Origin of the sequence: Streptomyces sp. XY006 (genome assembly GCF_002237655.1) — a bacterium.
GTDB classification, from domain to species: Bacteria; Actinomycetota; Actinomycetes; order Streptomycetales; family Streptomycetaceae; genus Streptomyces; species Streptomyces levis.
The window spans coordinates 112,983-138,662 of the sequence record NZ_NOKT01000003.1 but is presented as its reverse complement, the minus strand read 5'-3'; the positions used below and the strand labels follow the sequence as shown (position 1 = coordinate 138,662).

Genomic DNA, 25,680 nt, shown 5'->3' with positions numbered 1-25,680 from the left:
GCGTTCCCCTTTCTTTGAGACGCCGCCGTCCCCCGTCGATTTTCTCCTGGGCGGCGCCGTGCCCCATGGAGGAAGTTCATGTCCACAGACACCGCCGCGCCCGCGAGCCCGAGCAGAGGGTCGGCCGTGATGGCCGTCATGCAGCGCATCGGCCGCAGCCTCATGCTGCCCGTCGCCGTGCTGCCCGCCGCCGCCCTGCTGGTCCGGCTCGGCAACACCGACATGCTGGGGCGCGAGTCGTTCCCCGCCTTCATCACCAAGATCGCGGGCTTTATGGCGGCCGGCGGCAACGCCATCCTCGACAACATGGCGCTGCTGTTCGCCGTGGGCATCGCGATCGGCTTCGCCAAGAAGTCGGACGGCTCCACCGCCCTGGCGGCCGTGGTCGGTTACCTGGTCTTCAAGAACGTGCTCGCCACGTTCACCGACGGCAGCCTGCCCAAGAAGGAAGCCATCGTCGACGGCAAGATCGTCATGGTCGAGCAGGCGGTCGACGCCAAGGTGCTCGGCGGTGTGGTGATGGGCCTCGTCGTCGCCCTGCTCTACCAGCGCTTCTACCGCACCAAGCTGCCCGACTGGGCGGGCTTCTTCGGCGGCCGCCGCCTGGTTCCGATCCTGTCCGCCTTCGCGGGTCTGGTCATCGGCATCGTCTTCGGTTACATCTGGCCGGTCCTCGGCACCGCGCTGCACAACTTCGGCGAGTGGCTGGTCGGCTCCGGCGCGGTCGGCGCGGGCATCTTCGGTGTGGCCAACCGTGCGCTGATCCCGATCGGCATGCACCACCTGCTCAACTCCTTCCCCTGGTTCCAGGCCGGCACCTACGAGGGCAAGAGCGGCGACATCGCCCGCTTCCTGGCCGGTGACCCGACCGCCGGGCAGTTCATGACCGGCTTCTTCCCGATCATGATGTTCGCCCTGCCGGCCGCCTGCCTGGCGATCGTGCACTGCGCCCGCCCCGAGCGCCGCAAGGTCGTCGGCGGCATGATGTTCTCCCTCGCGCTGACCTCGTTCGTCACCGGTGTCACCGAGCCGATCGAGTTCACCTTCATGTTCATCGCCCCGGTGCTGTACGCGATCCACGCGGTGCTCACCGGTGTCTCGATGGCGCTGACCTGGGCCCTCGGGATGAAGGACGGCTTCGGCTTCTCGGCCGGCGCGGTGGACTTCTTCCTCAACCTGGGCATCGCGACCAACCCGTGGGGCCTGGCCCTGGTGGGTCTGTGCTTCGCGGCGGTCTACTACGCGGTGTTCCGCTTCGCGATCACCAGGTTCAACCTGCCGACGCCCGGCCGGGAGTCCGACGAGGAACTCGCCGAGCTGCAGAAGGCGGAGGCCAAGTAGGTCCGCGCAAGGCGAAGGCCCCGGAACCGCTCGGTTCCGGGGCCTTCGCGCGTGTGGATCGTTCAGATCTCGTACGTCTGCCGGGGTACGGCGAGGTCCACGGGGCCGTCGTAGACCTCGCGGGCGTCGACGAGGTTGGCCTGCGGGTCCGTCCACGGCGGGATGTGGGTGAGGAGCAGGCGCCGGGCGCCGGCCCGGGCAGCCGTCTCGCCCGCCTCGCGGCCGTTGAGGTGCAGGTCGGGGATGCTCTCCTTGCCGTGCGTGAACGCCGCCTCGCACAGGAACAGGTCGGCGTCCCGGGCGAGTTCGTCCAGGGCGGGGCTCACACCGGTGTCGCCGGAGTACGTCAGGACCTTGCCCTCGTGTTCGACGCGGATGCCGTACGCCTCCACCGGGTGGGCCACCCGCTCGGTGTGCACCGTGAAGGGGCCGATGTCGAAGGTGGACGGCTTGACCGTGTGGAAGTCGAAGACCTCGCTCATGGACGAGGCGGTCGGGGTGTCCGCGTAGGCGGTGGTCAGCCGGTGTTCCGTGCCTTCGGGCCCGAAGACGGGGAGCGGATCGCAGCGGCCGCCGTCGTGGCGGTAGTAGCGCGCGACGAAGTACGCGCACATGTCGATGCAGTGGTCGGCGTGCAGGTGGCTGAGGAAGATCGCGTCGAGGTCGTAGAGACCGCAGTGGCGCTGCAGCTCGCCCAGGGCGCCGTTGCCCATGTCGAGGAGCAGCCGGAAGCCGTCGGCCTCGACGAGGTAGCTCGAGCAGGCCGATTCCGCGGACGGGAACGACCCCGAGCAGCCGACGACGGTGAGCTTCATGAAGCAGAAACCTCCGCTGGCGGGATAAGTCTGGTAGGGGCGTCGGGGGTCGTGCGGTTCGACGAGCGTAAGGCGCAAAACCTCCACTAGCTCCTCCGCCAAGGCCCGTTGTGGGCGAACTCACCTGTGGTGTCACCGGTTCGGCTGGCAGGGCCGGGCGGGATCCGCACGCGGACGGGCGCGTGGGAGGGAGTACGCCGGTACCGTCTCAGTATGGACACGTCCTGGTGGCTTGCGCTCGCCGCGGTGGTACTGCTCGCGCTCGTCGCCACGCTCGTCGACGGGTGGGGGCGCGGGCGGCGCACGCCGGCGCGGCGGGCCCGGACGGCGGTGGCGGGCTCGGCGGTGGCGGGCCGGCCGCAGCCGGCGGAGATCTGGTGGGCGGACGTGCCCTACGAGGACGCGGCGGTCACGAAGGACCGGCCGTGTCTGGTGCTGGCGGTGCGCGGGGAGCGGGCGACGGTCGCGAAGATCACCACGCGGTTCCGGCACGAGCGCACCGGCGTGATCCCCCTGCCGCCCGGCTCGGTCGGCGACGCCCGGGGCCGCGCGAGTTTCCTGGAGACCGACGAGCTGCGGGAGGTCCCGGTGTGGGGCTTCCGGCGCCGGATCGGAGTGGTGGATCCGGCCCTGTGGGACCAGGTGCGCCACCTGGCGGGGTGAACCGGACGCCGGGTGAGCGGGACACCGGGTGGGTCGGCGCCGGGTGGGCCGGGCCGTGCGCGCGGACAGCGAAGGGGCCGGAGTCGCGACCCCAGCCCCTCGGTGTGTCCGTGCCGTCGGCTACGCCCAGAGCTGCCCCTGCAGCGTGTCGATGGCCTCCTCCGTCGTGGCGGCCGTGTAGACGCCGGTCGAGAGGTACTTCCAGCCGCCGTCGGCGACGACGAAGACGATGTCGGCCGGCTCACCCGCCTTGACAGCCTTCCGGCCCACCCCGATCGCGGCGTGCAGGGCGGCGCCCGTGGAGACGCCGGCGAAGATGCCCTCCTGCTGGAGCAGCTCGCGGGTGCGGGTCACCGCGTCCGCCGAGCCGACCGAGAAGCGCGTGGTCAGCACGGACGCGTCGTACAGCTCCGGCACGAACCCCTCGTCGAGGTTGCGCAGGCCGTAGACCAGGTCGTCGTAGCGCGGTTCGGCCGCGACGATCTGCACCCCGGGCTTGTGCTCGCGCAGGTAGCGGCCGACGCCCATGAGCGTGCCGGTGGTGCCGAGGCCGGCCACGAAGTGCGTGACGGACGGCAGGTCGGCGAGGATCTCGGGGCCCGTGGTCGCGTAGTGGGCGCCCGCGTTGTCCGGGTTGCCGTACTGGTAGAGCATCACCCAGTCGGGGTGCTCGGCCGAGAGCTCCTTGGCGACGCGCACGGCGGTGTTGGAGCCGCCCGCGGCCGGGGAGGAGATGATCTCGGCGCCCCACATGGCCAGCAGGTCACGGCGTTCCTGCGAGGTGTTCTCGGGCATCACGCACACGATGCGGTAGCCCTTGAGCTTCGCCGCCATGGCCAGGGAGATGCCGGTGTTGCCCGAGGTCGGCTCCAGGATCGTGCAGCCGGGGGTGAGCCGGCCGTCCTTTTCCGCCTGCTCGATCATGTGCAGGGCGGGGCGGTCCTTGACCGAGCCGGTCGGGTTGCGGTCCTCCAGCTTCGCCCAGATGCGCACGTCGGCGGACGGCGACAGCCGCGGCAGGCGCACCAGGGGGGTGTTGCCGACCGCGGCCAGGGGTGAGTCGTAGCGCATGGGTGATCAGACCATGCCGCCGGCCACGGCCGGCAGGATCGTGACGTTGTCGCCGTCCGACAGCTTGGTGTTGATGCCGTCGAGGAAGCGCACGTCCTCGTCGTTCAGGTACACGTTGACGAAGCGGCGCAGCTGGTCGCCGTCCACGATGCGGGCCTGGATGCCCGCATGCCGGGTCTCGAGGTCGTTGAACAGCTCGGCGAGGGTGTCCCCGGAGCCCTCCACCGCCTTCTGGCCGTCGGTGTAGGTGCGGAGGATGGTCGGGATGCGGACCTCGATGGCCATGGCTCAGGGCTCCTGTCGGAAGGTGTCGTCGGGTGGTGGCGCGCGGCGGCGCGGGGTTGCGTGGTCGTACGCAGGTGGAGCGTTTCGCCGCGGCTCACGGCCGTACGGCGGCAGGGTGCTGCGTCAACAGATGGCGCTGGCGAGCCTGCACAGGTCGACGTGCAGCCGCGCCACGAGCAGATCGCCCGGCGTCTTTTCGCTCACGTCGTGGAAAACCATGGGCTCATCGTATCGATTCCCGGACCGGCTCCCGGAGTGTGATCCCACACTTCGGACGTTATTCATCCGCATGTCGAGATTTCGGTGCTGCGTACGAGCTCAGGACCGGCTCAGTACGCCTCGACGATCCGGACCTCCTCCTCCGTGACCTCGCCCTCGACGATACGGAAGGAGCGGAACTGGAACTCGCCGGCCCCGTCGGTGTCGGCGGTGGAGACCAGGACGTAGTGCGCGCCGGGCTCGTTGGCGTAGGAGATGTCGGTGCGCGAGGGGTAGGCCTCGGTGGCCGTGTGCGAGTGGTAGATGACCACCGGCTCCTCGTCGCGGTCGTCCATCTCGCGGTAGAGCTTGAGCAGGTCGCCGGAGTCGAACTCGTAGAACGTGGGCGACATGGCCGCGTTCAGCATCGGGATGAAGCGCTCGGGGCGGTCCGAGCCGGCCGGTCCGGCGACGACGCCGCACGCCTCGTCGGGGTGGTCCTTGCGCGCGTGGGCGACGATCTGGTCGACGAGGGCCTGGGTGATGGTCAGCATGTTCGTCAGGATAAGCAGAAGGGCCGTTCCGTACCGATGGCTGGTACGGAACGGCCCACATGCCGGACGCCCTGAGCGGCAGCCGCATGGGGTGCCACGAGTACTCCCTGCGGCGGGGCGTCCTGTCCGGGCTGGTCAGCCGACCTTGTCGAGCTCCGGGGCGCGGCGCTCGGCGATCTGCGGGTTGCGGCTCTTGAGGACCGCCCAGCCGACGCCGAGGGCGACGGCCCAGCCGGCCGCGACGTACAGGCAGATCCGCGCGTCCTTGTCGTACGCGATCATGCAGGTCACGCCGACGAGGAAGAGGAGCGCGACCCAGCTGAACAGCGCTCCGCCGGGGGCGGGGAAGGACGAGGCGCGCAGCCGGCCCGCGTCGACCGCGGCGCGGTAGCGGATGTGGCTGACGAGGATCATCATCCAGGTCCAGATGCCGGCCGCGGTGGCGACGGAGGTGACGTAGAGGAACGCCTTCTCCGGGACGACGTAGTTCAGCACCACGCCGATGCCCATGAGGGCCACGGAGACCGTGATGCCGACGGCGGGCGTCTTGCGGGCGTTGAGCTTGCCGAACGCCTGCGGCGCCTCGCTGTTGGAGGCCAGGTCGCGCAGCATGCGGCCGGTGGAGTACATGCCCGAGTTGCAGGACGACAGGGCCGCGGTGAGCACGACGAAGTTGACGATGCCCGCGGCGAGCGGGATGCCGATCTTGCCGAAGGCGTGCACGAAGGGGCTCTCGCCGGCGGAGAACTCGGTCCACTTGACGACGGAGAGGATCACCAGCAGGGCGCCGACGTAGAAGACGATGATGCGCCAGGGCAGGGTGTTGATGGCCTTGGGCAGGGTCTTCTCGGGGTTCTCGGACTCGCCCGCGGTGACGCCGACGAGCTCGACGGCGAGGTAGGCGAACATGACGCCCTGCAGCGTCATCAGGCTGGAGCCGATGCCGTTCGGGAAGAAGCCGTCGTGCGCCCAGAGGTTGGAGACGGCGGCGGTGTCACCGGCGTCGGAGAAGCCGAGGGTGAGCACGCCGAGGCCGATGACGATCATGCCGATGATGGCCGTGACCTTGATCATCGAGAACCAGAACTCGACCTCGCCGAAGATCTTGACGGAGATCAGGTTGACGCCGAAGAGCACCACCAGGAACACCAGGGCGCTGACCCACTGCGGGATCTCCGGGAACCAGAAGTGGATGTAGATGGCGGCGGCCGTGAGCTCGGCCATGCCGGTGACCACCCACATGAGCCAGTACGTCCAGCCCGTGACGAACCCGAAGAACGGGCCGAGGAACTCACGGGCGTACTCGGCGAAGGAGCCGGAGACGGGCCGGTAGAGGAGCAGCTCGCCCAGGGCCCGCATGATGAAGAAGATCACGACGCCCGCGAGGGCGTACATGAGGATGATGCTGGGTCCCGCCTTGGCGATGTTCGCTCCGGCACCCATGAACAGGCCGACGCCGATGGCGCCGCCGATCGCGATCATCTGGACCTGGCGACTGCCGAGTCCCCGCTCGTAGCCCTCCTCGGGCACGTTTTCCGTGTCGACCTGCGCAGAGGTCATGTGTGGTGCGCCTTTCTCCATGCCGACCCGGGCCTCTCGTCGGCCTCGGATCGGGTTTCGATCCCCCCGGAATGATGGAGCTGAGCGGATCTCGGAAAACCCGCTCGTGCCTGGCCGGCGGTTGCCGGCTCGGTGGCGCACCCGGCCGAACATTCGGGTGGTGCTCGCCGGGCGGTCGTGAAGATTTATCACGGCCGCAACACTGATCACAGGGGCGCTGTGTGACACAGCGCACGAAAAGAACCGGACAAAGCGCACCCGACGTGGCCATAGAAGGCGGGTGCGGTGACGGGATCGTTATCCGGATTTGAGTGTCCTCTGAGCGAACACGGAATGGTCATCCGGCGGTCACGAAACCTGCACGGATCAGGGCATAAGTGTTCCGACCAGCGTCTCCTGGAGTCCGCCGAGCCACAGATAGGCCATCACCATCGGCTTGCGCGGGTCGTCGTCCGGGAGGCGGTAGAGGAGGTCGGTGTCCTCGTCCTCGGTGATCTCCAGCCGGGAGCCGATCGCGAGCCGCAGGTCGTTCAGCGCGCCCAGCCACTGCCGGGACTCCTCCACCGACAGCTTCAGCACCGCCCCGCCCTCGCCGGCCGAGGCCGAGGCGAGCGCGTCCAGGGAGCGGACCACCGCCAGGGCGTTGTCCCGCTTGCCGGCCCGCAGGTCGTTCTCCGTGTACCGGCGGAACTCGGCCGAGTACGCCCGCTGCTCCTCAGAGTCCCGCGGCGAGGCCGGCTGCTCGGGGTCGCTGTAGGCGTCCGGGAACAGGCGCCTGAGCACCGGGTCGGCGGGCGGCTCGCTCGGGCCCTCGGCGAACAGCTCGGCGAGCGGGTCGCCGGAGGCGTCCTCGGCGGGGCCGGGGCCGATGAGCTCCAGCAGCTGGACGGCCAGCGACCGGATGATGGAGATCTCGACGTCGTCGAGGGCGACGGCCGCGCCGCCGCCGGGAAGCGGTTCGAAGGTTCCGGGCATGAACGCCTTTTCGCTGCTGGGCGGGGTGCTGGCTACTTGCGGTCCTGCTGGAGGGTGGCCCACAGGCCGTAGCCGTGCATGGCCTGCACGTCGCGTTCCATCTCCTCGCGGGTGCCGCTGGAGACGACCGCCCGGCCCTTGTGGTGGACGTCGAGCATGAGCTTGGTGGCCTTGTCCTTGGAGTAGCCGAAGTACGTCTGGAAGACGTACGTCACGTAGCTCATGAGGTTGACCGGGTCGTTGTGCACGATGGTGACCCAGGGGACGTCCGGCTCGGGTACGGCGAAGACCTCCTCCGCCGACTCGGTGCGTTCGATCTCCAGGGGCGCGGGTGACGTCACATGGCCCATGCTGCCACCCGACGGGGGTAGTCGCACAAACGGGCCTGGCCACAAGGCGATCGCGTCCCGCGGGACTGCAATCGTCAGATTGACGAAATGGGGGTACGCTCCTCCTCATGAACACAGCGGACCTTGGGCTGCCGGTGGATGTTCCCTCGACGGCGCTCTTCACGGACCAGTACGAGCTGACGATGCTGCGGGCCGCCCTGACGGCGGGCACGGCCGAGCGGCGCAGCGTGTTCGAGGTCTTCACCCGCAGGCTGCCGGACGGGCGCCGCTACGGCGTCGTGGCGGGCACCGGACGGGTGCTGGACGCGGTGGAGAACTTCCGCTTCGACCCGGGCGTCCTGGGCTTCCTGCGCGAGCGCGAGATCGTCGACGAGCAGACCCTGGAGTGGCTCGCCGGCTACCGGTTCCGCGGGGACGTCTGGGGCTACCCCGAGGGCGAGGTGTACTTCCCGGGCTCGCCGATCATGCGGGTGGAGGGCACGTTCGCCGAGTGCGTGCTGCTGGAGACGGTGATCCTGTCGATCCTCAACCACGACTCGGCGATCGCCGCGGCCGCCTCTCGGATGTCGGCGGCCGCGGGCGACCGGCCGCTGATCGAGATGGGCGCCCGGCGCACCCACGAACTGGCCGCGGTGGCGGCCTCCCGGGCCGCCTACGTCGGCGGCTTCTCCACCACCTCCGACCTGGCGGCCGGCTTCCGCTACGGCATCCCCACCGTGGGCACCTCCGCGCACGCCTTCACGCTCCTGCACGACAGCGAGCGGGACGCCTTCCGGGCCCAGGTGGAGACGCTGGGCCGGGGCACCACGCTGCTGGTGGACACCTACGACGTCGCCGAGGCGGTCCGCACGGCCGTCGAGGTCGCCGGGACCGGGCTCGGGGCCGTCCGGATCGACTCCGGCGACCTGCTGCTGGTCGCGCACCGGGTGCGCCAGCAGCTGGACGAGCTGGGCGCGACCGAGACGAAGATCGTGGTCACCTCCGACCTGGACGAGTACGCCATCGCCTCGCTGGCGGCGGCCCCCGTGGACGCCTACGGCGTCGGCACGCAGCTGGTGACCGGCTCCGGCCACCCCACGTCCTCGATGGTCTACAAGCTGGTCGCGCGGGCCGAGTCGTCCGATCCGAAGGCGCCGCTGGTGCCGGTGGCGAAGAAGTCCAGCGGCGGCAAGACGTCGGTGGGCGGGCGCAAGTGGGCCGCGCGGCGGCTGGACTCCTACGGGGTGGCCGAGGCCGAGGTGATCGGCACCGGGCGGGTGCCGGCCGCGCTCGCGGACCGGCAGCTGCTGGTGGAGCTGGTCAAGGGCGGCGAGGTGGTGGCGCGCGAACCGCTGGACGCGGCGCGTGACCGGCACATGAAGGCGCGCGCGGGGCTCCCGATGTCCGCCACCCAGCTCTCCCGCGGGGAGCCCGTCATTCCGACGGAGTACCTGCACGAGGGCTCGGGTAGCTAATTGCGGTGTGCCGTGATGCGCCGACCCGCGCCCCCTCCCGACCCCGCTCGCCCGTTCGTAGGCTCGGCAGTGCACCGGCCGGGCTCGCCGACCCCATAGCCGAAGGACATCGACCATGCGCCGCGCCTTGATCGTCGTAGACGTGCAGAACGACTTCTGCGAGGGGGGCAGCCTCGCCGTGGCCGGCGGTGCCGACGTGGCCGCCGCCGTCACCGAACTGATCGGGCAGGCGGCCGGCTCCGGCTACCAGCACGTGGTGGCCACGCGCGACCACCACATCGCGCCCGGCGGCCACTTCTCCACCAACCCCGACTACGTCCGCTCCTGGCCCGCGCACTGCGTCGCCGGCACCGAGGGCGTCGGCTTCCACCCGAACTTCGCGCCGGCCGTCGCCTCCGGGTCGATCGACGCGGTGTTCGACAAGGGGGCGTACGCGGCGGCGTACAGCGGCTTCGAGGGGACCGACGAGAACGGCACCACGCTCGCCGAGTGGCTGCGCTCCCGCGACGTCACCGAGGTGGACGTGGTCGGCATCGCCACGGACCACTGCGTCCGTGCCACGGCCCTGGACGCCGCGAAGGAGGGCTTCCGCACCCACGTCCTGCTCGACCTCACCGCCGGCGTGGCCGCCGAGACCACCGAGCGGGCCCTGGAGGAGCTGCGGGAAGCGGGCGTGGAGCTCACCGGCAAGCCGGTCGTCCAGTAGCCCCGGGCGCCGGCCCGGGCCCGCGGGTCAGGTCTGGGCCGTGGGGCGCCTGAGCAGGGACCTGATCGGCCGCCACAGCTCCTGGACCAGGTCCGGGCTGCCGACGACACCGTTGTCGGGGGCCGTGCGCCATATGAGGCCGTCGGGGTGGTGGAGGACCGCGGTGATCTCGTCGGGGGTCGGCGGGGCGGCGTTGCCGCGCAGGTACACCGACCGCAGTCCCAGGTTGCGGAGCCTGGTCAGGGCCCGCGCCCGGTTCACGGAGTGGACGAGCACACGGACGGCGCCGGGGCCGTCGGCGGCGGGGCTGGGCAGGTTCAGTGCCACCACCACCGTGCCGTTCGGCAGCTTGCAGAAACCTCCTGCGGCCATGCGCTCATCCCCCCGTGTCGGTCGGTGTCAATAAGAGAGCCACAGGACGCACCTAAACACGGATCGGCGGTGACCCGCCAGTGGGTCACCGCCGATCATGTTCTGACCTGCAAGGATGCGGATTACCTACCCGCGGGGCCGACCTCCAGCTCGATCGTCGAGCCGTCCTTGGCCTCCTTGAGGATCTTGATCTTCGTGTTGGTGTCAGTGATCTTGACACCCGCCGTCGGGTTCGACTCGTCGTAGTAGTCGTTCGTCCGGTCGTTGAAGACCGAGACGCCCTTCGAGCCCGGGATGTACTTCGCCACGTCCGCCTTGTGCAGCGTCATGCCGTCGGTGCGGTAGAGGCTGAACGGCGAGTCGTAGGCCTGGATGCGGTTGCGCATCAGCGTGCCGTCGGCCCACTTCAGCGCGGTCGGGTGGGAGTCCACCGGCAGGACCAGACCGGTGCCCTTGTGCTGGCTGGTGTTGTTGTCCGCCTGGGAGGTGTCCCACTTCCAGATCAGCAGGCCGTTCTGGTACGCGTAGTGCTCGACCCAGTCCGGGCGCTCGGTGAAGCCGAAGTTGTACGGGCCGACCTTGAGGGTCTTGTCGTACGACACGTACTGCCGGTTCTCGGCGATGTAGTACTGCGCGTAGTCCTTGGTGAAGGACGCGCCGATGCGGGAGAAGCCGGTGGCCTTCCACGCCTCGTCCGCGGTCTCGGCGTTGTCCGTGAAGACGGGCGCGCCGTCGGCGGTCACCGTGATCGCGTCGGCCGCGAAGCCCTTCTGGGCCACGCCGCCGTCGGTCTGGTAGCGGAAGCGCAGGTCGATCTTCTTGCCGGCGTAGGCGTCCAGCGAGAAGGCGAGCTTCTTGTAGCCGTCGACCGTGCCGGTCAGGGCCGGCTTGTCGCTGCCGTCGCGCGGGATCGGCTGCCCGTCCACCGTGCCGTCGAGGGCGGTCCAGTTGGCGCCGCCGTCGGTGGAGACCTCGGTGTAGAGGTAGTCGTACTCGGCCTCGATGTCGTACCAGCCGTCGAGGGTCAGCTGGGCCTTCGCCTTGCCGGTGAGGTCGACCGAACGCGCCAGCGTGTTCTTGAGGTTGTCACCGCTGCCGCTCCACCACTGGGTCTTGCCCTCGGCGGGGGTGACGATCTCGGTGGTGACCGCCTTCTTGGGGAGGTCGACGACCAGCGCCTGCTTGTGCTTGGTGTTGTACTCCGCCACACCCAGCTTGTGCCAGGAGTCGACGCCGGCCTTGGCCTTGTCGAAGTTCAGCCAGCCCAGCTGCAGCTTGTCCCAGGCGGTCATGTCGCCGGGCAGGTCACCGATCTCGTTCTTGCCGGTGCCCAGCCAGGAACCGGACGACATCAGCGTCCAGAAACCGGTGGAGTTCTCGCCGCCCGCGGTGTCGTAGTGGTCGGGCAGACCGAGGTCGTGGCCGTACTCGTGGGCGTAGACGCCCAGTCCGCCGTTCTCCGGCTGGACGGTGTAGTCGCCGACCCAGATGCCGGTGTCGCCGATCTTCGCGCCGCCGAGCTTGTTGTTCTCGGGGCCGGTGGCGCCGGCGTCGGTGCCGAAGGCGTACCAGCGGTGCGCCCAGATCGCGTCGGTGCCCTGGGCGCCGCCGCCCGCGGACTCGTCCTCGCCGGCGTGCACGATCTGGAAGTGGTCGATGTAGCCGTCGGGCTCGTTGAAGTCGCCGTCGCCGTCGAAGTCGTAACGGTCCCACTCGTCGAACCGCGCGACGTCCGCCTTGATCTGGGCGTCGGTCCTCCCCGCCGCCTTCTGCTGGGAGACCCAGGCGTCCAGGCCGTCGCTGACGACGTTCCACACGCTGGAGCAGTTGGTCTGGCCGCAGGCGTTGTTGCCGTAACGGGCCTCGTTGTAGGGCACCTTGACCCAGTCGGAGACCTCGCCCTCGACCGAGTAGCGGCCCGAGGACTGCTTCTCGTAGTACGTCTTGACCGAGTCGACGTTCTCGCCGGAGCCGAAGTACAGGTCCTGGAAGTAGTCCCGGTCGTAGTCGGCCCGCCAGGCGGTGGAGTTGTCCTTCTTGCGGTCCGGCTTGGGTATCCGGTTGTGCAGCGGACCGGCGGTGCCGCCGTAGCGCGGGTCGGTCTTGTCGCCGAACTCGACCAGGATCGTGAAGATCTTGTCGGTCTTCTCGCGGCCGAGCTCGACGTACTTGCTGTCGCCCTTCTTGCTCTTGAGCTGGACGACCTTCGAGCCCTCGCGGTTCTTGACCTTGGTCTCGCCGGAGATGACCTGCTCCAGGGCCTCCTGGCGCTGGGCCTCCTGGGTCTTGCTCAGAGGGCCTTCGAGGTCGTGCTCGTCGTGGTGACGGTCCGCCGGGTCGTTGCGGTCCACGGTGGTGGACCTGGGGGCGGACGTGTCGTCGGCCACCGCGTAGGTGGAGGCGGTGGCTGTGGCCGCCGCGAGCGCCACACCGATGGCGGCCGCTCTGAACGTCCAGGGTCTACTGGTCACTTGAGTTCCTCCCCCGCGTCCGGGCGCGCGGAAGGAAGGGGTCCCTGGTCAGGTGCGGTCCGCGCGCGCGTGATCAACGCGTGTAGTCAAGTGACGACATTTGACTAGAGGTTCAGAAGAAAAGACAGACCTTGACTTGGACAAGTCAAGTGCACTATGCGGAGTCGGGGTTCGTTTTACGGACAACCAAACGGTTGTCCCAACGGTGGGCAGGCGCGTGCATATGTCCACTCCGTGGACGCCATGAATCCGTGCGCCCCCTGTGCACCGCCCTTGTTGATTAGGTCACGCTTACCGCTCGTTCCCGTCGGGCAGCCTGCCGGTTAGAGTCGCTTGGCGGAACGCCCGGAAGCCGGCGGAATGCCAGGCCGACGCCCCCGTGGACCCCCATTTTCGAGGACATGATGGCCATGCCCCGTCCGACTGCCGCACAGCTCGCCTACGGTTCGTGCACCGTGATCCTCTCGACCCTCGCCATGCTGTTGCTGTCGCAGACGAGTTCGGGCGCGGGGATCGTGCTCATCGCCGTCGCGGCGCTGGCCCTCGGGCTGCTGGTCGCCATGACGGTGCCGCTGCCCGGCAGGCGCTCCGCCGCGGTGGAACAGCCCGCGCCCCCGGAGCCGGTACGGGCCCCGGTCGCCGCGTCGGCCCCGGAACCGGTGCGGGAGCGGGCGGCTTCCTGACCGCCACCCTGTCGCTTTCTTTACGGCAGTTGGCCCCGCCCTGCCTCAATTGGTGCTGACCACGACCGTTTTGGCCGCCTTGTCGTGCAGGCCCTGCTTGTAGGGGCGGTCGAAGAAGCTCCAGCCTCCGGAGATCGCCGTCCAGACGCAGGCGCAGCAGAAGGCGAACGGGAGCCACAGCACGGCAGCGCGCGCCAGCGCGGTCTGCACGGAGGGCGTGGCGCCGTTGTCGAGGTTGGCCACGCGCATGTGCAGCAGTTTCTTGCCGAGGGTCTGGCCGGTCCGCGCGATGAGGACGGTGTCGTAGGCGATGTAGAGGACGGCGGCCACCGCCGACTGCCAGAAGGACTTGCCGACCTCGATGCGGTCGCTGTCGACGTCGTACTCGCTGACGCCGACGCCCCAGGTGAGCAGCCAGACGACGACACCCACCAGGATCATGTCGATGATGCGGGCGAGCGTGCGCTTGCCGCTCTCGGCGAGCGGGGGCATGCCGGCGAGGGGGTCGGAGGGGGCCGATCCTCCTCCGTAGGGGTCACCGCCGTAGGGGCCGCCGCCGGGTGGGCCGCCATACGGGCCACCGCCGTACGGGCCACCGCCGTACGGGCCACCGCCGGGCGGGCCGGCAGGGCCGCCCGGGCCGCCTCCCGGGTACGGCGGGGGATCGTTGCCGTACGGGGAGCCCGCGCCCTCGCCGGGCTGCTCGCCCGGGGGCCGCTTCCGGAACGGGTCGTCTTCCGGGGGCTGCTGACCGGAGCCGGGGGGCGGTTCACTGCTCATGGCCCGAGTCGACCGCGAACCCCCGGCCTCCGCATCCGGCAGACGGCCGTCCGGGGGAGCTCAGCCCGCCACGAAGGTGTGCGCGGCCTTGTCGTGCCAGCACTGGCGCCACGGCTTGTCGAAGAGGCACCAGGCGACGCCGACCACCCCGACGACGAGCAGGCCGGGCACGCTGTAGACCAGCCAGCGGCGCAGCGCCGCACCGAACTCCGGGGTGTCGTGCCCCTCGATGTCCCGCACGTCCAGGCCCATCAGCCGCTTGCCGAGGGTGCGTCCCCACTTGGCGGTGGGCAGCACCTCGCACAGGACACCGGCGAGCAGCAGGACGGCCACGATGATGCCGAGGTAGACCGAGGTCGTGCCGTCGAGCAGCCACACCGTGACGGTCTCGCCGGAGAGCTTGGCCGCGTCGATCTTCTCGTTGACGTGGTCGACGGCCTTGATGCCGAGCGGGACGGCGGCAGCGGCGGTCAGGCCCAGCAGCACGACGGTGTCCACGAGACGGGCCGCCAGCCGCTTGCCGAGCCCCGCGGGGCGGGCCGAGGCCTGACGCCGGGCGGCCGCCTGGAACACGTCCTCGACCGGCGGCTTCCAGGGCGCCACGGGCTGCTCCTCGCCCCCGCCGGATCCGGCGAGCCGGTGCACCTGCTGCGCCCAGGAGGACTGGCCGCCGCCGGGGCCGGGGCTGAGGGGCGTGGCCGCGGAGGCGGCGGAGCCGGACTGCGGGCCCCCGGGCTGCGGGGGGACGGTGGGTGCCGCCTGGGGTCCGGACAGCGCCGTCGGACCGGCCGCGGAAACCTGGGCGCCGACCGGCCCGGCGGTCTGCGCGGCGGCGGCCCGGGCGGCGGCGGCCTTGCCGGCCCCGAAGCCGGGCCGGTTCCCGCCGTCGGCGGAACCGGCCGCACCGCCCTGCGCGGTGAAGGCGGGCCCGGCCGGAGCCTGCGCGACACCGGCCGCACCGGCGGACGCCCCGAAGCCGGAGCCGCCCCCCGAAGCGGCGGAGGCGGCCGAAGCGGCGGAGGCGGCCGGGGGGCCGAAGCCGGGCGCCGCGGAGGCACTGCCCGACGCGGCCGTGCCGCCGAAGGCGGCCTGGGCCGAGTTGCCGCCCACGCCGGAGGAACCGGGGCCCTGCGCCCCGGCGTTGCCGCCCGCGCCCGGCGTGCCGCCCTGCGCGCCCGGGCCGGTTCCGGCCTGCTTACCGCCGCCCTGCGGGCCGCTCCGAGGGCTTCCTTGGGGTCCGCTCTGGAAGCCGCTTCGGGGACCTCCCTGAGGGCCGCCCTGGGGCCCACTCGGGGAGCCTCCCCGGGGCCCGCTCGGCGGGCTTCCCTGGGGGCCGCCCTGGGGGCCGCCCTGGGAGGCGTTGCGGGAGGCGGCCGTGCGTGGTGCCAGCGCGCGGAACGTCATGGTGCCCTCGTCGGGGGTCTCGGCGGCGGCCCCTCCCCCGGGCCCGCCCGACGGGCGGCGGAAGACGAACGTGCTGCCGGAGGCCGCCCCGTCGGCCTCCTGGCCGGCCGGCGCGGTCGGGGCCGTGCCGTCGGCGCGCGGGGAGTCGCCGGCCGGCCCGGGGCCGGCCTGCGCCACCCTCGGGTCGGCACCCTGCCGGTCCCCGGCCCGGGCGGTCCCCGCCTGCTGGGCCGCCGCCTGGGCCCCCTGCGGCGCGCCCCACGACACGCGGCGGTCCTGGTCGCCGCCGAAACCGGACTGGCGGGAGCGGTCCGCGCCCCAGGCGGAGGCCGGTTCGGGACGGCTGCCGTGCTGGGCGTCGGCGGGAGCGGGCTCGTCGACCGGGTCCTCGTCGAAGAAGTGCGGGCCGGTCTCCTCGACCGAGGCGGCGGGCGCCGCACCCGCACCGGGCGGCGGCGCGAGCGACTCGCCGGCCTTGGGCGCCGGACGGCTGGTGCCCGGCACCCAGGAGGCGCCGTTCCAGTACCGGACATATCCAGGAATGGACGGGTCCGGGTAATACCCTTCGCGGGGCCTGTCGTCACCGGGGGCCGGGGTTGGGGCGCTCATGTCCGTCGTCCCGTATCTGCTCGGGGGCCAAATGGGGGCCTCCACATCTATCAGACGAGGGCAAGCCCCACGGCCGCTCCCACCGGACCCGCCCCTTTCGAGCGCCGATGTGCTACGAGCGGCGCCGCCGGCGGTGCGGCTGTGCGAAAAAACTTCCGGCAACGCGCGTAATGCCGCCGCTCCCGTCCGCTCTCTGTCCCTGACCGGCCCTCACGGGCAGCCGTCAGAAGAAGGGAACACCGTCATGCGGACCGTGGTGGAGCGGGATCTGGAGCTGAAACTCGTCCTGTCGCCGGAGCGCCGGATCCCGGTGCCCGCCCGGCTCGGGTACGTCACCGACGACCCGTACGCCGTCCACGTCACCTTCCACGTCGACTGCGCGCAGCCGGTGTACTGGACGTTCGCCCGCGACCTGCTCGTGGAGGGCGTGTTCCGGCCCTGCGGGCAGGGGGACGTGCGGGTGTGGCCGACGAAGACGGAGGGGCGCAGCGTGGTGCTGATGGCGCTGAGTTCGCCCGGCGGGGACGCCCTGCTGGAGGCCCCGGCGGCGCTGGTGTCGGCCTGGCTGGAGCGCACGCTGCGGGTGGTGCCGCCGGGGACGGAGGGCGAACAGCTGGGACTCGACGACGAGCTGGACCAGTTGCTCGCCCAGTGACGGCGGCGGCGTCAGAACAGCTTGCCCGGGTTGAGGATGCCCAGCGGGTCGAAGGCCTGCTTCACGGCCCGCTGCATCTCCATCCCGACGGGGCCGATCTCGCGCGCCAGCCAGTCCTTCTTCAGGACGCCGACGCCGTGTTCGCCGGTGATGGTGCCGCCGAGTTCGAGGCCGAGCGCCATGATCTCGTCGAAGGACTCGCGGGCGCGGCGGGACTCGTCGGGGTCGGCCGGGTCGAAGCAGACCGTCGGGTGGGTGTTGCCGTCGCCCGCGTGGGCGACGACGCCGATGGTGAGCTGGTACTTCTCGGCGATCCGGTCGACGCCGTCGAGCATCTCGGCGAGCCGGGAGCGCGGCACGCACACGTCGTCGATCATCGTGACGCCCTTGACCGCCTCCAGCGCGGTGAGGGACAGCCGGCGTGCCTGAAGGAGCAGTTCGGACTCGGCGGCGTCGTCGGCGGGGACCACCTCGGTGGCGCCGGCGGCCTCGCACAGCGCGCCGACGGCGGCCAGGTCGGTGGCCGGGGCGGTGGTGTCGAAGGCGGCCAGGAGCAGGGCCTCGGTGGTCTCGGGCAGGCCCATCTGCGCCAGGTCGTTGACGGCCTTGACCGTCGTACGGTCCATGAGTTCGAGGAGTGACGGGACGTGGCCGCCCTCCATGATGCGGCACACGGCGTCGCAGGCGGCGGCCGCGGAGGCGAACTCGGCGGCCAGGACGAGCTGCCGGGGCGGCTTGGGCCGCAGCCCGAGCACGGCCCGTACGACGATGCCGAGCGAGCCCTCGGAGCCGACGAACAGCCGGGTCAGGTCGTAGCCGGCGACGCCCTTGGCGGTGCGGCGGCCGGTGGACATGAGCCGCCCGTCGGCGAGCACCACGTCGAGGCCGAGGACGTATTCGGCGGTCACCCCGTACTTCACGCAGCACAGGCCGCCGGAGGCCGTGCCGATGTTGCCGCCGATGGTGCACATCTCCCAGCTGGAGGGGTCCGGCGGGTAGTACAGGCCGTGTTCGCCGACGGCCCGCGACAGGGCGGCGTTGACCACGCCGGGCTCGACGACGGCGATGCGGTCGACCGGGTTGATCTCCAGGATCCGGTCCATCTTCGTCAGGGAGAGCACGATGCAGCCGTCGGAGGCGTTGGCGGCGCCGGACAGGCCGGTGCGGGCGCCCTGCGGGACGACCGGGACGCGCAGGGCGGTGGCCGTGCGCATCACGTGCTGGACCTGTTCGGTGGTCCGGGGCAGCACGACCACGGCCGGGGTGCCGGCCGGGCAGAAGCTCGCCATGTCGTGGGCGTAGGAGGCCGTGATGTCGGGGTCGGTGAGCACGGCGTCGGCGGGCAGGCCGCCGAGCAGCAGGTCGACGAGGTTGCCGGTCCGGTCGTCGCGAGGCGCTTCGATACGGCTCATGATCACAGGTTCGCACCCGGGGCCATCGGTGTGAACCCCGTCGGCGGCGGCCTTCGGCTGTCCGGGGCGTGCGGGTGCCCCGTGACACCCGCACGCCCGGGAAGCGCCGTCGGACTAGAGGTTGCCGCGGCGGGCCTGCTCGCGCTCGATCGCCTCGAACAGGGCCTTGAAGTTGCCCTTGCCGAAGCCCATCGAGCCGTGGCGTTCGATGATCTCGAAGAAGACCGTCGGACGGTCCTGGACCGGCTTGGTGAAGATCTGCAGCAGGTAGCCGTCCTCGTCGCGGTCGGCCAGGATCTTCAGCTCGCGCAGGGTGTCGATCGGCACGCGCGTCTCGCCCACCCACTCGCCGAGGGTGTCGTAGTAGGAGTCGGGCGTGTTGAGGAACTCCACGCCGGCCGCGCGCATCGTGCGGACCGTCTGCACGATGTCGTTGGTGTTGAGCGCGATGTGCTGCACGCCCGCGCCGCCGTAGAACTCCAGGTACTCGTCGATCTGGGACTTCTTCTTGGCGATGGCCGGCTCGTTGATCGGGAACTTGACCTTGAGCGTGCCGTCGGCGACGACCTTGGACATCAGGGCGCTGTACTCGGTGGCGATGTCGTCGCCCACGAACTCCTTCATGTTCGTGAAGCCCATCACCTTGTTGTAGAAGCCGACCCACTCGTTCATCCGGCCGAGCTCGACGTTGCCGACGCAGTGGTCGATCGCCTGGAAGGTGCGCTGGGCGGGCGGCTCGACGATGGGCTGGGCGGCGACGTAGCCCGGCAGGTAGGGGCCGTCGTAGCCGGAGCGCTCGACGAGGGTGTGGCGGGTCTCGCCGTAGGTGGCGATGGCGGCCAGGACGACCGTGCCGTGCTCGTCCTTCATCTCGTACGGCTCGGCGACCGAGCGGGCGCCGTGCTCCAGGGCGTAGGCGTACGCGGCGCGCGCGTCCGGCACCTCGATGGCCAGGTCGACGACGCCGTCGCCGTGCTCGGCCACGTGCCGGGCGAGGAAGTGGCCCCAGTCGGTGGTGGGCTTGACGACCGAGGTGAGGACGAACCGGGCGGAGCCGTTCTCCAGCACGTAGCTCGCGGTCTCGCGGCTGCCGTTCTCCGGTCCGGAGTAGGCGACCAGCTTCATGCCGAAGGCGGTGGAGTAGTAGTGCGCCGCCTGCTTGGCGTTGCCCACGGCGAAGACGACCGCGTCCATTCCCTTGACCGGGAAGGGGTCGGCCTGCCGGGCGGTGTCGGGAGTGTGGTGTGTGGTCTGCGTCATAGCCGCAGGGTCTCCCTGCCCGGCAAGGTGCGCAATAGTTTGCGTTTCTGCTGGGCAATCTGTTCAGCAATACGGCCGAACGACCGGCCTTTCTGTACAGGATGACCACCTCGGGAGGCTGCTGTGGCGATCGATCATCTGGACGGCCGGATCATCCTGCTGCTCGCGCGGGAGCCGCGGATCGGGGTGCTGGAGATGTCCCGCCGGCTGGGGGTGGCCCGGGGCACCGTGCAGGCCCGGCTGGACCGCCTTCAGTCGAACGGAGTCATCCGCGGATTCGGCCCCGAGGTGGATCCGGCGGCGCTCGGCTATCCGGTCACGGCGTTCGCCACGCTGCAGATCCGGCAGGGGCAAGGGGCCGACGTCCGGGCCCACTTGGCGACCGTGCCCGAGGTGCTGGAGCTGCACACGACGACCGGCACCGGGGACATGCTGTGCCGGCTCGTGGCCCGCTCCAACGCCGATCTCCAACGTGTGATCGACCGGGTCGTCGGTTTTGATGGCATCGTCCGGGCCTCCACGGCGATCGTCATGGAGAACCCCGTTCCGCTGCGGATCATCCCGCTCGTGGAGCAGGCCGCGGAGGAGACCTGACGTACAGGGGTGAGCGCGTGTGAACTTCTGGGAGTACCTGGTCAACCGGCACCAGCAGCTGCTCACGGACGCCTACCAGCACGCCAGCGCGGTCTTCCAGTGCATGGTCGTCGCGACCCTGCTCGGGGTCCTGATCGGCGTCGCCACCTACCGCAGCGAGTGGGCTGGGAACCTCGCGACCACGACCACCGCCACCGTCCTGACCGTGCCCGCGCTCGCCCTGATCGGTCTGCTCATCCCGGTGGTCGGCCTCGGCGTGGCGCCCACGGTGATCGCGCTGACGCTGTACGGGCTGCTGCCGGTGGTCCGCAACTGCGTCGTGGGGCTGCGCCAGGTCGACCCGTCGCTGGTGGACGCGGCCACCGGCATCGGCATGTCCCGCCCGGCCCGGCTGCTGCGGATCGAGCTGCCGCTGGCCTGGCCGCCGATCCTGACCGGCATCCGGGTCGCCACGCAGATGCTGATGGGCATCGCCGCCATCGCCGCGTACGCCTCCGGCCCGGGCCTGGGCAACGTCATCTTCCGCGGGCTCGCCTCGCTGGGCAGCGCCAACGCGCTCAACCAGGTCCTCGCGGGCACGCTCGGCATCGTCGTCCTGGCGCTGCTCTTCGACGCCGCGTACGTCCTGATCGGGCGGCTGACCATTCCCAGGGGGATCCGTGCCTGAGACCGGCACCCACGGTGCCTCCATCGAGCTGGAGAACCTGACCAAGCGGTTCCCCGGCAGCGCGCAGCCGGCCGTGGACAACGTCAGCATGGAGATCAAGGCGGGCGAGGTCGTCGTCTTCGTCGGCCCCTCGGGCTGCGGGAAGTCGACCACGCTGAAGATGATCAACCGGCTGATCGAGCCGTCCGGCGGCCGGATCCGCATGGGCGGCGAGGACGTCACCGACATCGACCCGGTCGGGCTGCGCCGCAAGGTCGGCTACGCGATCCAGTCCGCCGGGCTGTTCCCGCACATGACGGTCGCCCAGAACATCGGCCTGGTCCCGAAGATGATCGGCTGGCCCAGGGCCCGGATCAGGGAGCGGACCGAGGAGCTGCTCGACCTGGTCGGCCTGGATCCCGGCGAGTTCCACGGCCGCTATCCGCGCCAGCTCTCCGGCGGCCAGCAGCAGCGGGTGGGCGTGGCCCGGGCGCTGGCGGCCGATCCCCCGGTGCTGCTGATGGACGAGCCGTTCGGCGCGGTGGACCCGATCACCCGGGACCATCTCCAGGACGAGCTGATCCGGCTGCAGCACGAGCTGCGCAAGACGATCGTCTTCGTCACCCACGACTTCGACGAGGCGATCAAGCTCGGCGACCGCATCGCCGTGCTGCGCGAGCGCTCGCACATCGCCCAGTTCGACACTCCCGAGGCGATCCTGACCAACCCGGCGGACGACTTCGTCTCCGGCTTCGTGGGCGCCGGGGCGGCGCTGAAGCGGCTGAACCTGACCCGCGTACGGGACGTGGAGATCACCGACTACCCGACCGTCACGGTCGACGACCCGCTGCAGCAGATCTTCAACCGGCTGCGGGCCGGTGGCACCGGCGAGGTCCTGCTGCTCGACCGGCGGGGCCGCCCCTACAAGTGGCTGCGGCGCGGCGACCTGATGCGGGCCCGGGGGTCACTGGCCCGGGCCGGGACACTGGTGCACGACACGGTCACCCGGGACGCGACCCTGCGCGACGCGCTGGAGGCGGTGCTCACCGACAACGCGGGGCGCGTGGCGGTGACCGGACGGCGCGGCGAGTACACGGGCGTCGTCGACATGGAGACGCTCATCAACTCGGTGCACGAGATGCTGGAGGCCGACCGGCTCGACGCGATGGAGCACCAGCACGAGCTGGAGTCGCTGCGGAGCGCACAGACCCAGGCGGAGCAGGAGGGTGCCGGGGGTGTGACGAGCGTGGGCCGCGGAGGAGAGCGGTGAGGGCCGCGGCGGCCGAGGAGACCCCCGGGCCCGCCGGGCCGGACTCCGGGTCCGCCGGCGAGACCTCCGCGTCCGGTGCGGGACCGCCCCGGCCGGAGCGCCCGCCCGCCCGGATCGGCTGGCGGAAGCTGACGTTCCTGCCCGTCGGCCTGATCGTCGTGTGCCTCGCCACCTGGCTCTGGTTCGCACAGGCCGACCTGGACGCGCTCACCCGGAACGCCCTGTCGGGCGGCCAGGTGTCCAAGGCGCTGTGGCAGCACATCCAGCTGACCGCGATCTCCACGTTCTTCGTGCTGGTCATCGCGATCCCGCTGGGGGTCCTGCTGACCCGCGGGGCGTTCAGCAGGGCCACACCGGTGGCGATGGCCTTCGCCAACACGGGCCAGGCGACCCCGGCGATCGGCCTGCTCGCCCTGCTGGTGATCTGGCTGGGCATCGGCCGCAGGGCCGCCCTGATCGGCATGGTCCTCTACGCCGTCCTGCCGGTGCTCTCCAACACGATCGCGGGCCTGAAGGCGAACGACCCGACCCTGCTGGAGGCCGGCCGCGGCATCGGCATGTCCCCGATGGGCGTGCTGACCCGGGTCGAACTGCCCCTGGCCGTCCCGCTGATCCTGGCGGGCGTGCGCACGGCCCTCGTCCTCAACGTCGGCACGGCGACCCTGGCGGTCTTCGGCGGGGGCGGCGGCCTCGGCGTGCTGATCACGACCGGGATCACCAACCAGCGCATGCCGGTGCTGGTGCTGGGGTCGGTCCTCACGGTCGTCCTGGCGCTGCTGGTCGACTGGCTGGCCTCGCTCGCCGAACTGCTGCTGCGGCCGCGCGGGTTGCGCGCATGAGGGGCCGGCTGGGGTCGGCCCTGCTGCTGGTGGCGGCCGCCGGGTGCGGTCTGACCAGCGGCTCCCCCATGGCCGACGACGTCCGGCCCGGGTCGATCGGGCGGGGCGAGCCGCTGCGGGGCGCGAGCCTGACGGTGACGTCGAAGTCGTTCACCGAGGGTCTGATCCTGGGCGCGATCATGGGCATCTCCCTGGAGGCGGCCGGGGCGGAGGTGCTCGACCGGACCGGGATCCAGGGTTCCGTCGGCAGCCGCGAGGCGGTGCGCAAGGGCGACGCGGACGCCGGCTACGAGTACACGGGCACGGCCTGGATCACCTACCTCGGGCACAGCCGGCCGATCACCGATCCGCGGCGGCAGTGGGAGGCGGTGAAGAAGGAGGACGCGGCGAACGGGCTGGCCTGGCTGCGGCCGTCGTCCCTCGACAACACCTACGCGCTGGCGATGAACCAGGAGAACGCGAAGAAGTACGGCACGAAGACCATGTCGGACGTGGCGAGGCTGGCGAAGTCAGACCCCGACGCCGTGCGGCTGTGCGTGGAGGTCGAGTTCGCGAACCGGGCGGACGGGCTGCCGGGCATGCAGGAGCGGTACGGGATGGACCTGCCGGCGCGCAACGTCACGCAGATGGACACGGGGATCATCTACACGCAGACGGCGAAGGGCAGTTGCCCGTACGGCGAGGTGTTCACGACGGACGGGCGGATCAAGTCGATGAACCTGGTCGTGATGGAGGACGACCGGAAGTTCTTCCCCAACTACAACGCCGCGCCGATGGTCAACGCGAAGACGCTGAAGGAGTGGCCGGCGATCGCGGACGTGCTGGATCCGGTGACGGCACGGCTGAACAACACCGTGGCGCGGGACCTGAACGCGAAGGTGGACGTGGACGGGGAGGATCCACATGAGGTGGCCCTGGACTGGCTGGTGGCGGAGGGGTTCGTCAAGGAGGGCTAGGGAGAGTTGCAGAGGAACCCTTGCAAGGGTTCCTTTGCAACGTTACCTTTGTACGCATGCCCGAGGAACCGACTTCCCGCCTGCTCGACGCCCGGTCCCTGCGAGGTCTGGCTCATCCCCTGCGCATGCAACTGCTGATCGCGCTGCGCCGCGGCGGACCGGCGACCGCCTCCCAACTGGCCGAGAAGCTGGGCGAGTCGAGCGGCGCGACCAGCTACCACTTGCGGCAGCTCGCCACGCACGGGTTCGTCGCGGACGATCCCGGGCGCGGCAAAGGGCGGGAGCGCTGGTGGAAGGCGGTGGACCAGGGCGTCCAGCTCGACGAGACGCTGATCAAGGACCCCGATCCGGCCGTGCGCGGAGCCGTCGCCCTGTTCCGCTACGAACTGGCGAACGTGCACACGCGAGAGGTGGCGACATGGCTCGGCACCGCGCACGACTGGGCGGAGGAATGGGACGGTGCCACCGATCTGAGCGACTTCACCCTGCGGCTCACTCCGGAACTCGCCCGTGAGCTGATCGGCAGGATGCACGAGCTCGTGCAGAGCTACCGCCCTCTCGCAGAGGGCACCCCGGACGCCGAGACGGTACGCGTCCACACGCACGTCTTCCCCACCCGGACGAAGCTGTGAGAGGCCACCACCCATGCACCCCGACATCCACCTCGCCCTGCACCACGCCCGCGCGGCCGACCTCCGTGCCGAGGCCGGTTCGCGCCCGGCGCGCCGCCCGGACCTGCGGACGCGGCTGGGCTGGACCCTCGTCGAGGTCGGGCTGAAGCTCGCCACCCGGCCCCGGCGGGCCGCCGCCGTCTAACAGCTCGGCACGGACCCCTTGCCCGTCTGCAGGGCCCGCAGGGAACCCACCGTGCCCTTCAGCGTCGTGACCGGGATCAGCCGCAGGCCCTTCGGCAGCTCGGCACGCGCGTCCGCGCACTCCGCCTTCGGCACCAGGAACACCGTCGCGCCGTCCCGCTTGGCTGCCTGCGTCTTGAGGGCGACGCCCCCGACCGCACCGACCGTGCCGTCCGCCTCGATCGTGCCGGTGCCCGCGATGACCCGGCCGCCCGTGAGGTCACCGCCCGTGCCGTCGCCGTCGAGCTTGTCGACGATCCCGAGGGAGAAGAGCAGCCCCGCGCTGGGCCCGCCGACGTCGGCGAGCTTCAGGCTGACCTCGACGTCGTCGGCGTCGAGGCCGAGGTAGTCGAGCGCGGCCTCGGTCGCCGCGTCCTGGGACTCCTTCATCTGCTTCTCGTTGTGCCGCTCGATCTCCTTGACCGTGTCCCCGCTCGGGTAGAGGGCGTCGCGCGGCATCACGGCCTCGTCGGTGCGGAACCAGCTGTCGACGACGTCGGGGAGCCGGACGCGGGTGTCCGGCGAGGTCGCGACGATGGTGGTCATGCGCAGCTGCCCACGGGTGTCCCGGGTCGGCGCGCCGGAAATGGTGATCACCGGGTCGCCCTTGTGCTCGCCGAGCACGTTCGCCGTCTCGCCCGGCTGCGCCACCGAGAACGGCAGCGGCGCGAACACGGCCGTGGCGAGCAGGGCCACGACGGGCAGGGCGCAGACGGCGAGCGCCTGGGGGCGCGTGAGGCGAGAGAACACGGGATCAATCTAACGCGGCGACGACAACCCTCCCGAGGGCAGGGCATCACGCCCTTGCGGGCGGGCTTCCGGGGGCAGGAGGTCGTAGGGGTCGTACCCCCGCGGGCGGGCTTCCGAGGGCAGGGCATCACGCCCCCGCACAGGCCCCGCCCG

28 protein-coding genes are annotated in these 25,680 nt (G+C 71.0%); 13 read left to right on the top strand and 15 right to left on the bottom strand.

Translation table 11 applies throughout. The features are described from left to right. The first annotated feature begins 78 nt into the window (after window positions 1-78). Complete coding sequence (locus tag CHR28_RS05120; protein WP_094052251.1) at window positions 79-1,341, top strand: PTS transporter subunit EIIC; 1,263 nt, start codon at window positions 79-81, stop codon at window positions 1,339-1,341. 62 nt (window positions 1,342-1,403) lie between these two features. Here CHR28_RS05120 and CHR28_RS05115 read toward each other — a convergent pair whose 3' ends face one another. Further along, window positions 1,404-2,156 carry an MBL fold metallo-hydrolase gene (locus CHR28_RS05115; protein WP_094052250.1) on the bottom strand — a complete coding sequence of 251 codons (753 nt, stop codon included), beginning with the start codon at window positions 2,154-2,156 and terminating at the stop codon, window positions 1,404-1,406. Window positions 2,157-2,369: 213 nt separating this feature from the next. Between CHR28_RS05115 and CHR28_RS05110 the strand changes: the two genes are divergently transcribed. Next, the gene (locus tag CHR28_RS05110; RefSeq protein WP_094052249.1) at window positions 2,370-2,819 is read left to right on the top strand and encodes a type II toxin-antitoxin system PemK/MazF family toxin; all 450 of its coding nucleotides are present in this window, start codon (window positions 2,370-2,372) and stop codon (window positions 2,817-2,819) included. Between the two features lie 120 nt (window positions 2,820-2,939). Here CHR28_RS05110 and CHR28_RS05105 read toward each other — a convergent pair whose 3' ends face one another. The 7 genes from CHR28_RS05105 to clpS all read right to left on the bottom strand — a co-directional run bounded on the left by CHR28_RS05105 (window position 2,940) and on the right by clpS (window position 7,812). Next, window positions 2,940-3,890 carry a PLP-dependent cysteine synthase family protein gene (locus tag CHR28_RS05105; RefSeq protein WP_094052248.1) on the bottom strand — a complete coding sequence of 317 codons (951 nt, stop codon included), beginning with the start codon at window positions 3,888-3,890 and terminating at the stop codon, window positions 2,940-2,942. 6 nt (window positions 3,891-3,896) lie between these two features. After that, window positions 3,897-4,175 carry a MoaD/ThiS family protein gene (locus tag CHR28_RS05100; RefSeq protein ID WP_094052247.1) on the bottom strand — a complete coding sequence of 93 codons (279 nt, stop codon included), beginning with the start codon at window positions 4,173-4,175 and terminating at the stop codon, window positions 3,897-3,899. Window positions 4,176-4,298: 123 nt separating this feature from the next. Further along, a complete protein-coding gene (locus CHR28_RS38905; protein WP_311688247.1) occupies window positions 4,299-4,394 on the bottom strand; it encodes a putative leader peptide in 96 nt (31 codons plus the stop codon). 110 nt (window positions 4,395-4,504) lie between these two features. After that, entirely contained in the window at window positions 4,505-4,927 is a 423-nt protein-coding gene (locus CHR28_RS05090; protein WP_094052245.1) for a Mov34/MPN/PAD-1 family protein, read from the bottom strand. A 135-nt stretch (window positions 4,928-5,062) separates the two neighbouring features. After that, complete coding sequence (locus CHR28_RS05085; RefSeq protein ID WP_094052244.1) at window positions 5,063-6,487, bottom strand: amino acid permease; 1,425 nt, start codon at window positions 6,485-6,487, stop codon at window positions 5,063-5,065. 366 nt (window positions 6,488-6,853) lie between these two features. After that, the gene (locus CHR28_RS05075; RefSeq protein WP_094052243.1) at window positions 6,854-7,462 is read right to left on the bottom strand and encodes a DUF2017 domain-containing protein; all 609 of its coding nucleotides are present in this window, start codon (window positions 7,460-7,462) and stop codon (window positions 6,854-6,856) included. A gap of 32 nt (window positions 7,463-7,494) precedes the next feature. Then, complete coding sequence (gene clpS, locus CHR28_RS05070) at window positions 7,495-7,812, bottom strand: ATP-dependent Clp protease adapter ClpS (RefSeq protein ID WP_094052242.1); 318 nt, start codon at window positions 7,810-7,812, stop codon at window positions 7,495-7,497. A 107-nt stretch (window positions 7,813-7,919) separates the two neighbouring features. Here clpS and CHR28_RS05065 point away from each other — a divergent pair, with 107 nt between their 5' ends. Continuing rightward, window positions 7,920-9,266, top strand: coding sequence for a nicotinate phosphoribosyltransferase (locus tag CHR28_RS05065; protein WP_094052241.1), 1,347 nt, complete (start codon window positions 7,920-7,922; stop codon window positions 9,264-9,266). Between the two features lie 115 nt (window positions 9,267-9,381). Next, complete coding sequence (locus tag CHR28_RS05060; protein WP_094052240.1) at window positions 9,382-9,972, top strand: isochorismatase family protein; 591 nt, start codon at window positions 9,382-9,384, stop codon at window positions 9,970-9,972. A 27-nt stretch (window positions 9,973-9,999) separates the two neighbouring features. On the opposite strand, the gene CHR28_RS05055 is transcribed toward CHR28_RS05060, so the two are convergent. After that, the gene (locus tag CHR28_RS05055; RefSeq protein WP_094052239.1) at window positions 10,000-10,344 is read right to left on the bottom strand and encodes a hypothetical protein; all 345 of its coding nucleotides are present in this window, start codon (window positions 10,342-10,344) and stop codon (window positions 10,000-10,002) included. 122 nt (window positions 10,345-10,466) lie between these two features. Further along, a complete protein-coding gene (locus CHR28_RS05050) occupies window positions 10,467-12,815 on the bottom strand; it encodes an immune inhibitor A domain-containing protein (RefSeq protein WP_094052238.1) in 2,349 nt (782 codons plus the stop codon). A gap of 404 nt (window positions 12,816-13,219) precedes the next feature. On the opposite strand from CHR28_RS05050, the gene CHR28_RS05045 reads away from it, so the two are divergent. Then, window positions 13,220-13,498 (top strand): hypothetical protein, encoded by a 279-nt coding sequence (locus CHR28_RS05045; RefSeq protein WP_094052237.1) that lies wholly within the window; start codon window positions 13,220-13,222, stop codon window positions 13,496-13,498. A 45-nt stretch (window positions 13,499-13,543) separates the two neighbouring features. Here the strand turns inward: CHR28_RS05045 and CHR28_RS05040 are convergent, their stop codons facing one another. Together CHR28_RS05040 and CHR28_RS05035 are read right to left on the bottom strand one after the other, a co-directional pair. Beyond that, window positions 13,544-14,278 (bottom strand): RDD family protein, encoded by a 735-nt coding sequence (locus CHR28_RS05040; RefSeq protein ID WP_094052236.1) that lies wholly within the window; start codon window positions 14,276-14,278, stop codon window positions 13,544-13,546. A 60-nt stretch (window positions 14,279-14,338) separates the two neighbouring features. Next, a complete protein-coding gene (locus tag CHR28_RS05035; RefSeq protein ID WP_094052235.1) occupies window positions 14,339-16,291 on the bottom strand; it encodes an RDD family protein in 1,953 nt (650 codons plus the stop codon). Between the two features lie 244 nt (window positions 16,292-16,535). On the opposite strand from CHR28_RS05035, the gene CHR28_RS05030 reads away from it, so the two are divergent. Continuing rightward, entirely contained in the window at window positions 16,536-16,946 is a 411-nt protein-coding gene (locus CHR28_RS05030) for an SsgA family sporulation/cell division regulator (protein ID WP_094052234.1), read from the top strand. Between the two features lie 11 nt (window positions 16,947-16,957). Here the strand turns inward: CHR28_RS05030 and CHR28_RS05025 are convergent, their stop codons facing one another. Both CHR28_RS05025 and hppD read right to left on the bottom strand, forming a co-directional pair. Next, a complete protein-coding gene (locus CHR28_RS05025; protein ID WP_094052233.1) occupies window positions 16,958-18,364 on the bottom strand; it encodes an FAD-binding oxidoreductase in 1,407 nt (468 codons plus the stop codon). Window positions 18,365-18,472: 108 nt separating this feature from the next. After that, on the bottom strand, window positions 18,473-19,618 hold the full coding sequence (gene hppD, locus CHR28_RS05020; RefSeq protein ID WP_094052232.1) for a 4-hydroxyphenylpyruvate dioxygenase: 1,146 nt from the start codon (window positions 19,616-19,618) through the stop codon (window positions 18,473-18,475). A 123-nt stretch (window positions 19,619-19,741) separates the two neighbouring features. On the opposite strand from hppD, the gene CHR28_RS05015 reads away from it, so the two are divergent. Genes CHR28_RS05015 through CHR28_RS37660 form a run of 7 tightly spaced genes read left to right on the top strand, consistent with a single transcriptional unit; the run spans window position 19,742 to window position 24,739 of the window. After that, on the top strand, window positions 19,742-20,212 hold the full coding sequence (locus tag CHR28_RS05015; RefSeq protein ID WP_094052231.1) for an Lrp/AsnC family transcriptional regulator: 471 nt from the start codon (window positions 19,742-19,744) through the stop codon (window positions 20,210-20,212). A gap of 19 nt (window positions 20,213-20,231) precedes the next feature. After that, the gene (locus CHR28_RS05010) at window positions 20,232-20,879 is read left to right on the top strand and encodes an ABC transporter permease (protein ID WP_094052230.1); all 648 of its coding nucleotides are present in this window, start codon (window positions 20,232-20,234) and stop codon (window positions 20,877-20,879) included. Beyond that, window positions 20,872-22,128: a betaine/proline/choline family ABC transporter ATP-binding protein gene (locus tag CHR28_RS05005; protein ID WP_094052229.1), complete on the top strand. Its 1,257-nt coding sequence runs from the start codon at window positions 20,872-20,874 to the stop codon at window positions 22,126-22,128. The genes CHR28_RS05010 and CHR28_RS05005 overlap by 8 nt, the downstream gene beginning before the upstream one ends. After that, window positions 22,125-22,967 carry an ABC transporter permease gene (locus CHR28_RS05000; protein ID WP_256984131.1) on the top strand — a complete coding sequence of 281 codons (843 nt, stop codon included), beginning with the start codon at window positions 22,125-22,127 and terminating at the stop codon, window positions 22,965-22,967. Before CHR28_RS05005 ends, CHR28_RS05000 begins: the two co-directional genes overlap by 4 nt. Continuing rightward, the gene (locus CHR28_RS04995; RefSeq protein WP_094052228.1) at window positions 22,964-23,923 is read left to right on the top strand and encodes a glycine betaine ABC transporter substrate-binding protein; all 960 of its coding nucleotides are present in this window, start codon (window positions 22,964-22,966) and stop codon (window positions 23,921-23,923) included. The genes CHR28_RS05000 and CHR28_RS04995 overlap by 4 nt, the downstream gene beginning before the upstream one ends. Before the next feature lie 56 nt (window positions 23,924-23,979). After that, window positions 23,980-24,555, top strand: a complete 576-nt coding sequence (locus CHR28_RS04990; protein ID WP_094052227.1) for an ArsR/SmtB family transcription factor — start codon at window positions 23,980-23,982, stop codon at window positions 24,553-24,555. A 13-nt stretch (window positions 24,556-24,568) separates the two neighbouring features. Further along, complete coding sequence (locus CHR28_RS37660; RefSeq protein WP_179272311.1) at window positions 24,569-24,739, top strand: hypothetical protein; 171 nt, start codon at window positions 24,569-24,571, stop codon at window positions 24,737-24,739. Here the strand turns inward: CHR28_RS37660 and CHR28_RS04985 are convergent. Continuing rightward, complete coding sequence (locus CHR28_RS04985) at window positions 24,736-25,527, bottom strand: S16 family serine protease (RefSeq protein WP_094052226.1); 792 nt, start codon at window positions 25,525-25,527, stop codon at window positions 24,736-24,738. The genes CHR28_RS37660 and CHR28_RS04985 overlap by 4 nt on opposite strands. Window positions 25,528-25,680: the final 153 nt, after the last annotated feature.

Bases quoted from the DNA above. Each gene is read 5' to 3' on its own strand.
- CHR28_RS05120 (WP_094052251.1), top strand. From the start codon at position 79: ATGTCCACAGACACCGCCGCGCCCGCGAGCCCGAGCAGAGGGTCGGCC.
- CHR28_RS05115 (WP_094052250.1), bottom strand. From the start codon at position 2,156: ATGAAGCTCACCGTCGTCGGCTGCTCGGGGTCGTTCCCGTCCGCGGAA.
- CHR28_RS05110 (WP_094052249.1), top strand. From the start codon at position 2,370: ATGGACACGTCCTGGTGGCTTGCGCTCGCCGCGGTGGTACTGCTCGCG.
- CHR28_RS05105 (WP_094052248.1), bottom strand. From the start codon at position 3,890: ATGCGCTACGACTCACCCCTGGCCGCGGTCGGCAACACCCCCCTGGTG.
- CHR28_RS05100 (WP_094052247.1), bottom strand. From the start codon at position 4,175: ATGGCCATCGAGGTCCGCATCCCGACCATCCTCCGCACCTACACCGAC.
- CHR28_RS38905 (WP_311688247.1), bottom strand. From the start codon at position 4,394: ATGGTTTTCCACGACGTGAGCGAAAAGACGCCGGGCGATCTGCTCGTG.
- CHR28_RS05090 (WP_094052245.1), bottom strand. From the start codon at position 4,927: ATGCTGACCATCACCCAGGCCCTCGTCGACCAGATCGTCGCCCACGCG.
- CHR28_RS05085 (WP_094052244.1), bottom strand. From the start codon at position 6,487: ATGACCTCTGCGCAGGTCGACACGGAAAACGTGCCCGAGGAGGGCTAC.
- CHR28_RS05075 (WP_094052243.1), bottom strand. From the start codon at position 7,462: ATGCCCGGAACCTTCGAACCGCTTCCCGGCGGCGGCGCGGCCGTCGCC.
- clpS (WP_094052242.1), bottom strand. From the start codon at position 7,812: ATGGGCCATGTGACGTCACCCGCGCCCCTGGAGATCGAACGCACCGAG.
- CHR28_RS05065 (WP_094052241.1), top strand. From the start codon at position 7,920: ATGAACACAGCGGACCTTGGGCTGCCGGTGGATGTTCCCTCGACGGCG.
- CHR28_RS05060 (WP_094052240.1), top strand. From the start codon at position 9,382: ATGCGCCGCGCCTTGATCGTCGTAGACGTGCAGAACGACTTCTGCGAG.
- CHR28_RS05055 (WP_094052239.1), bottom strand. From the start codon at position 10,344: ATGGCCGCAGGAGGTTTCTGCAAGCTGCCGAACGGCACGGTGGTGGTG.
- CHR28_RS05045 (WP_094052237.1), top strand. From the start codon at position 13,220: ATGGCCATGCCCCGTCCGACTGCCGCACAGCTCGCCTACGGTTCGTGC.
- CHR28_RS05040 (WP_094052236.1), bottom strand. From the start codon at position 14,278: ATGAGCAGTGAACCGCCCCCCGGCTCCGGTCAGCAGCCCCCGGAAGAC.
- CHR28_RS05035 (WP_094052235.1), bottom strand. From the start codon at position 16,291: ATGAGCGCCCCAACCCCGGCCCCCGGTGACGACAGGCCCCGCGAAGGG.
- CHR28_RS05030 (WP_094052234.1), top strand. From the start codon at position 16,536: ATGCGGACCGTGGTGGAGCGGGATCTGGAGCTGAAACTCGTCCTGTCG.
- hppD (WP_094052232.1), bottom strand. From the start codon at position 19,618: ATGACGCAGACCACACACCACACTCCCGACACCGCCCGGCAGGCCGAC.
- CHR28_RS04995 (WP_094052228.1), top strand. From the start codon at position 22,964: ATGAGGGGCCGGCTGGGGTCGGCCCTGCTGCTGGTGGCGGCCGCCGGG.
- CHR28_RS04990 (WP_094052227.1), top strand. From the start codon at position 23,980: ATGCCCGAGGAACCGACTTCCCGCCTGCTCGACGCCCGGTCCCTGCGA.
- CHR28_RS37660 (WP_179272311.1), top strand. From the start codon at position 24,569: ATGCACCCCGACATCCACCTCGCCCTGCACCACGCCCGCGCGGCCGAC.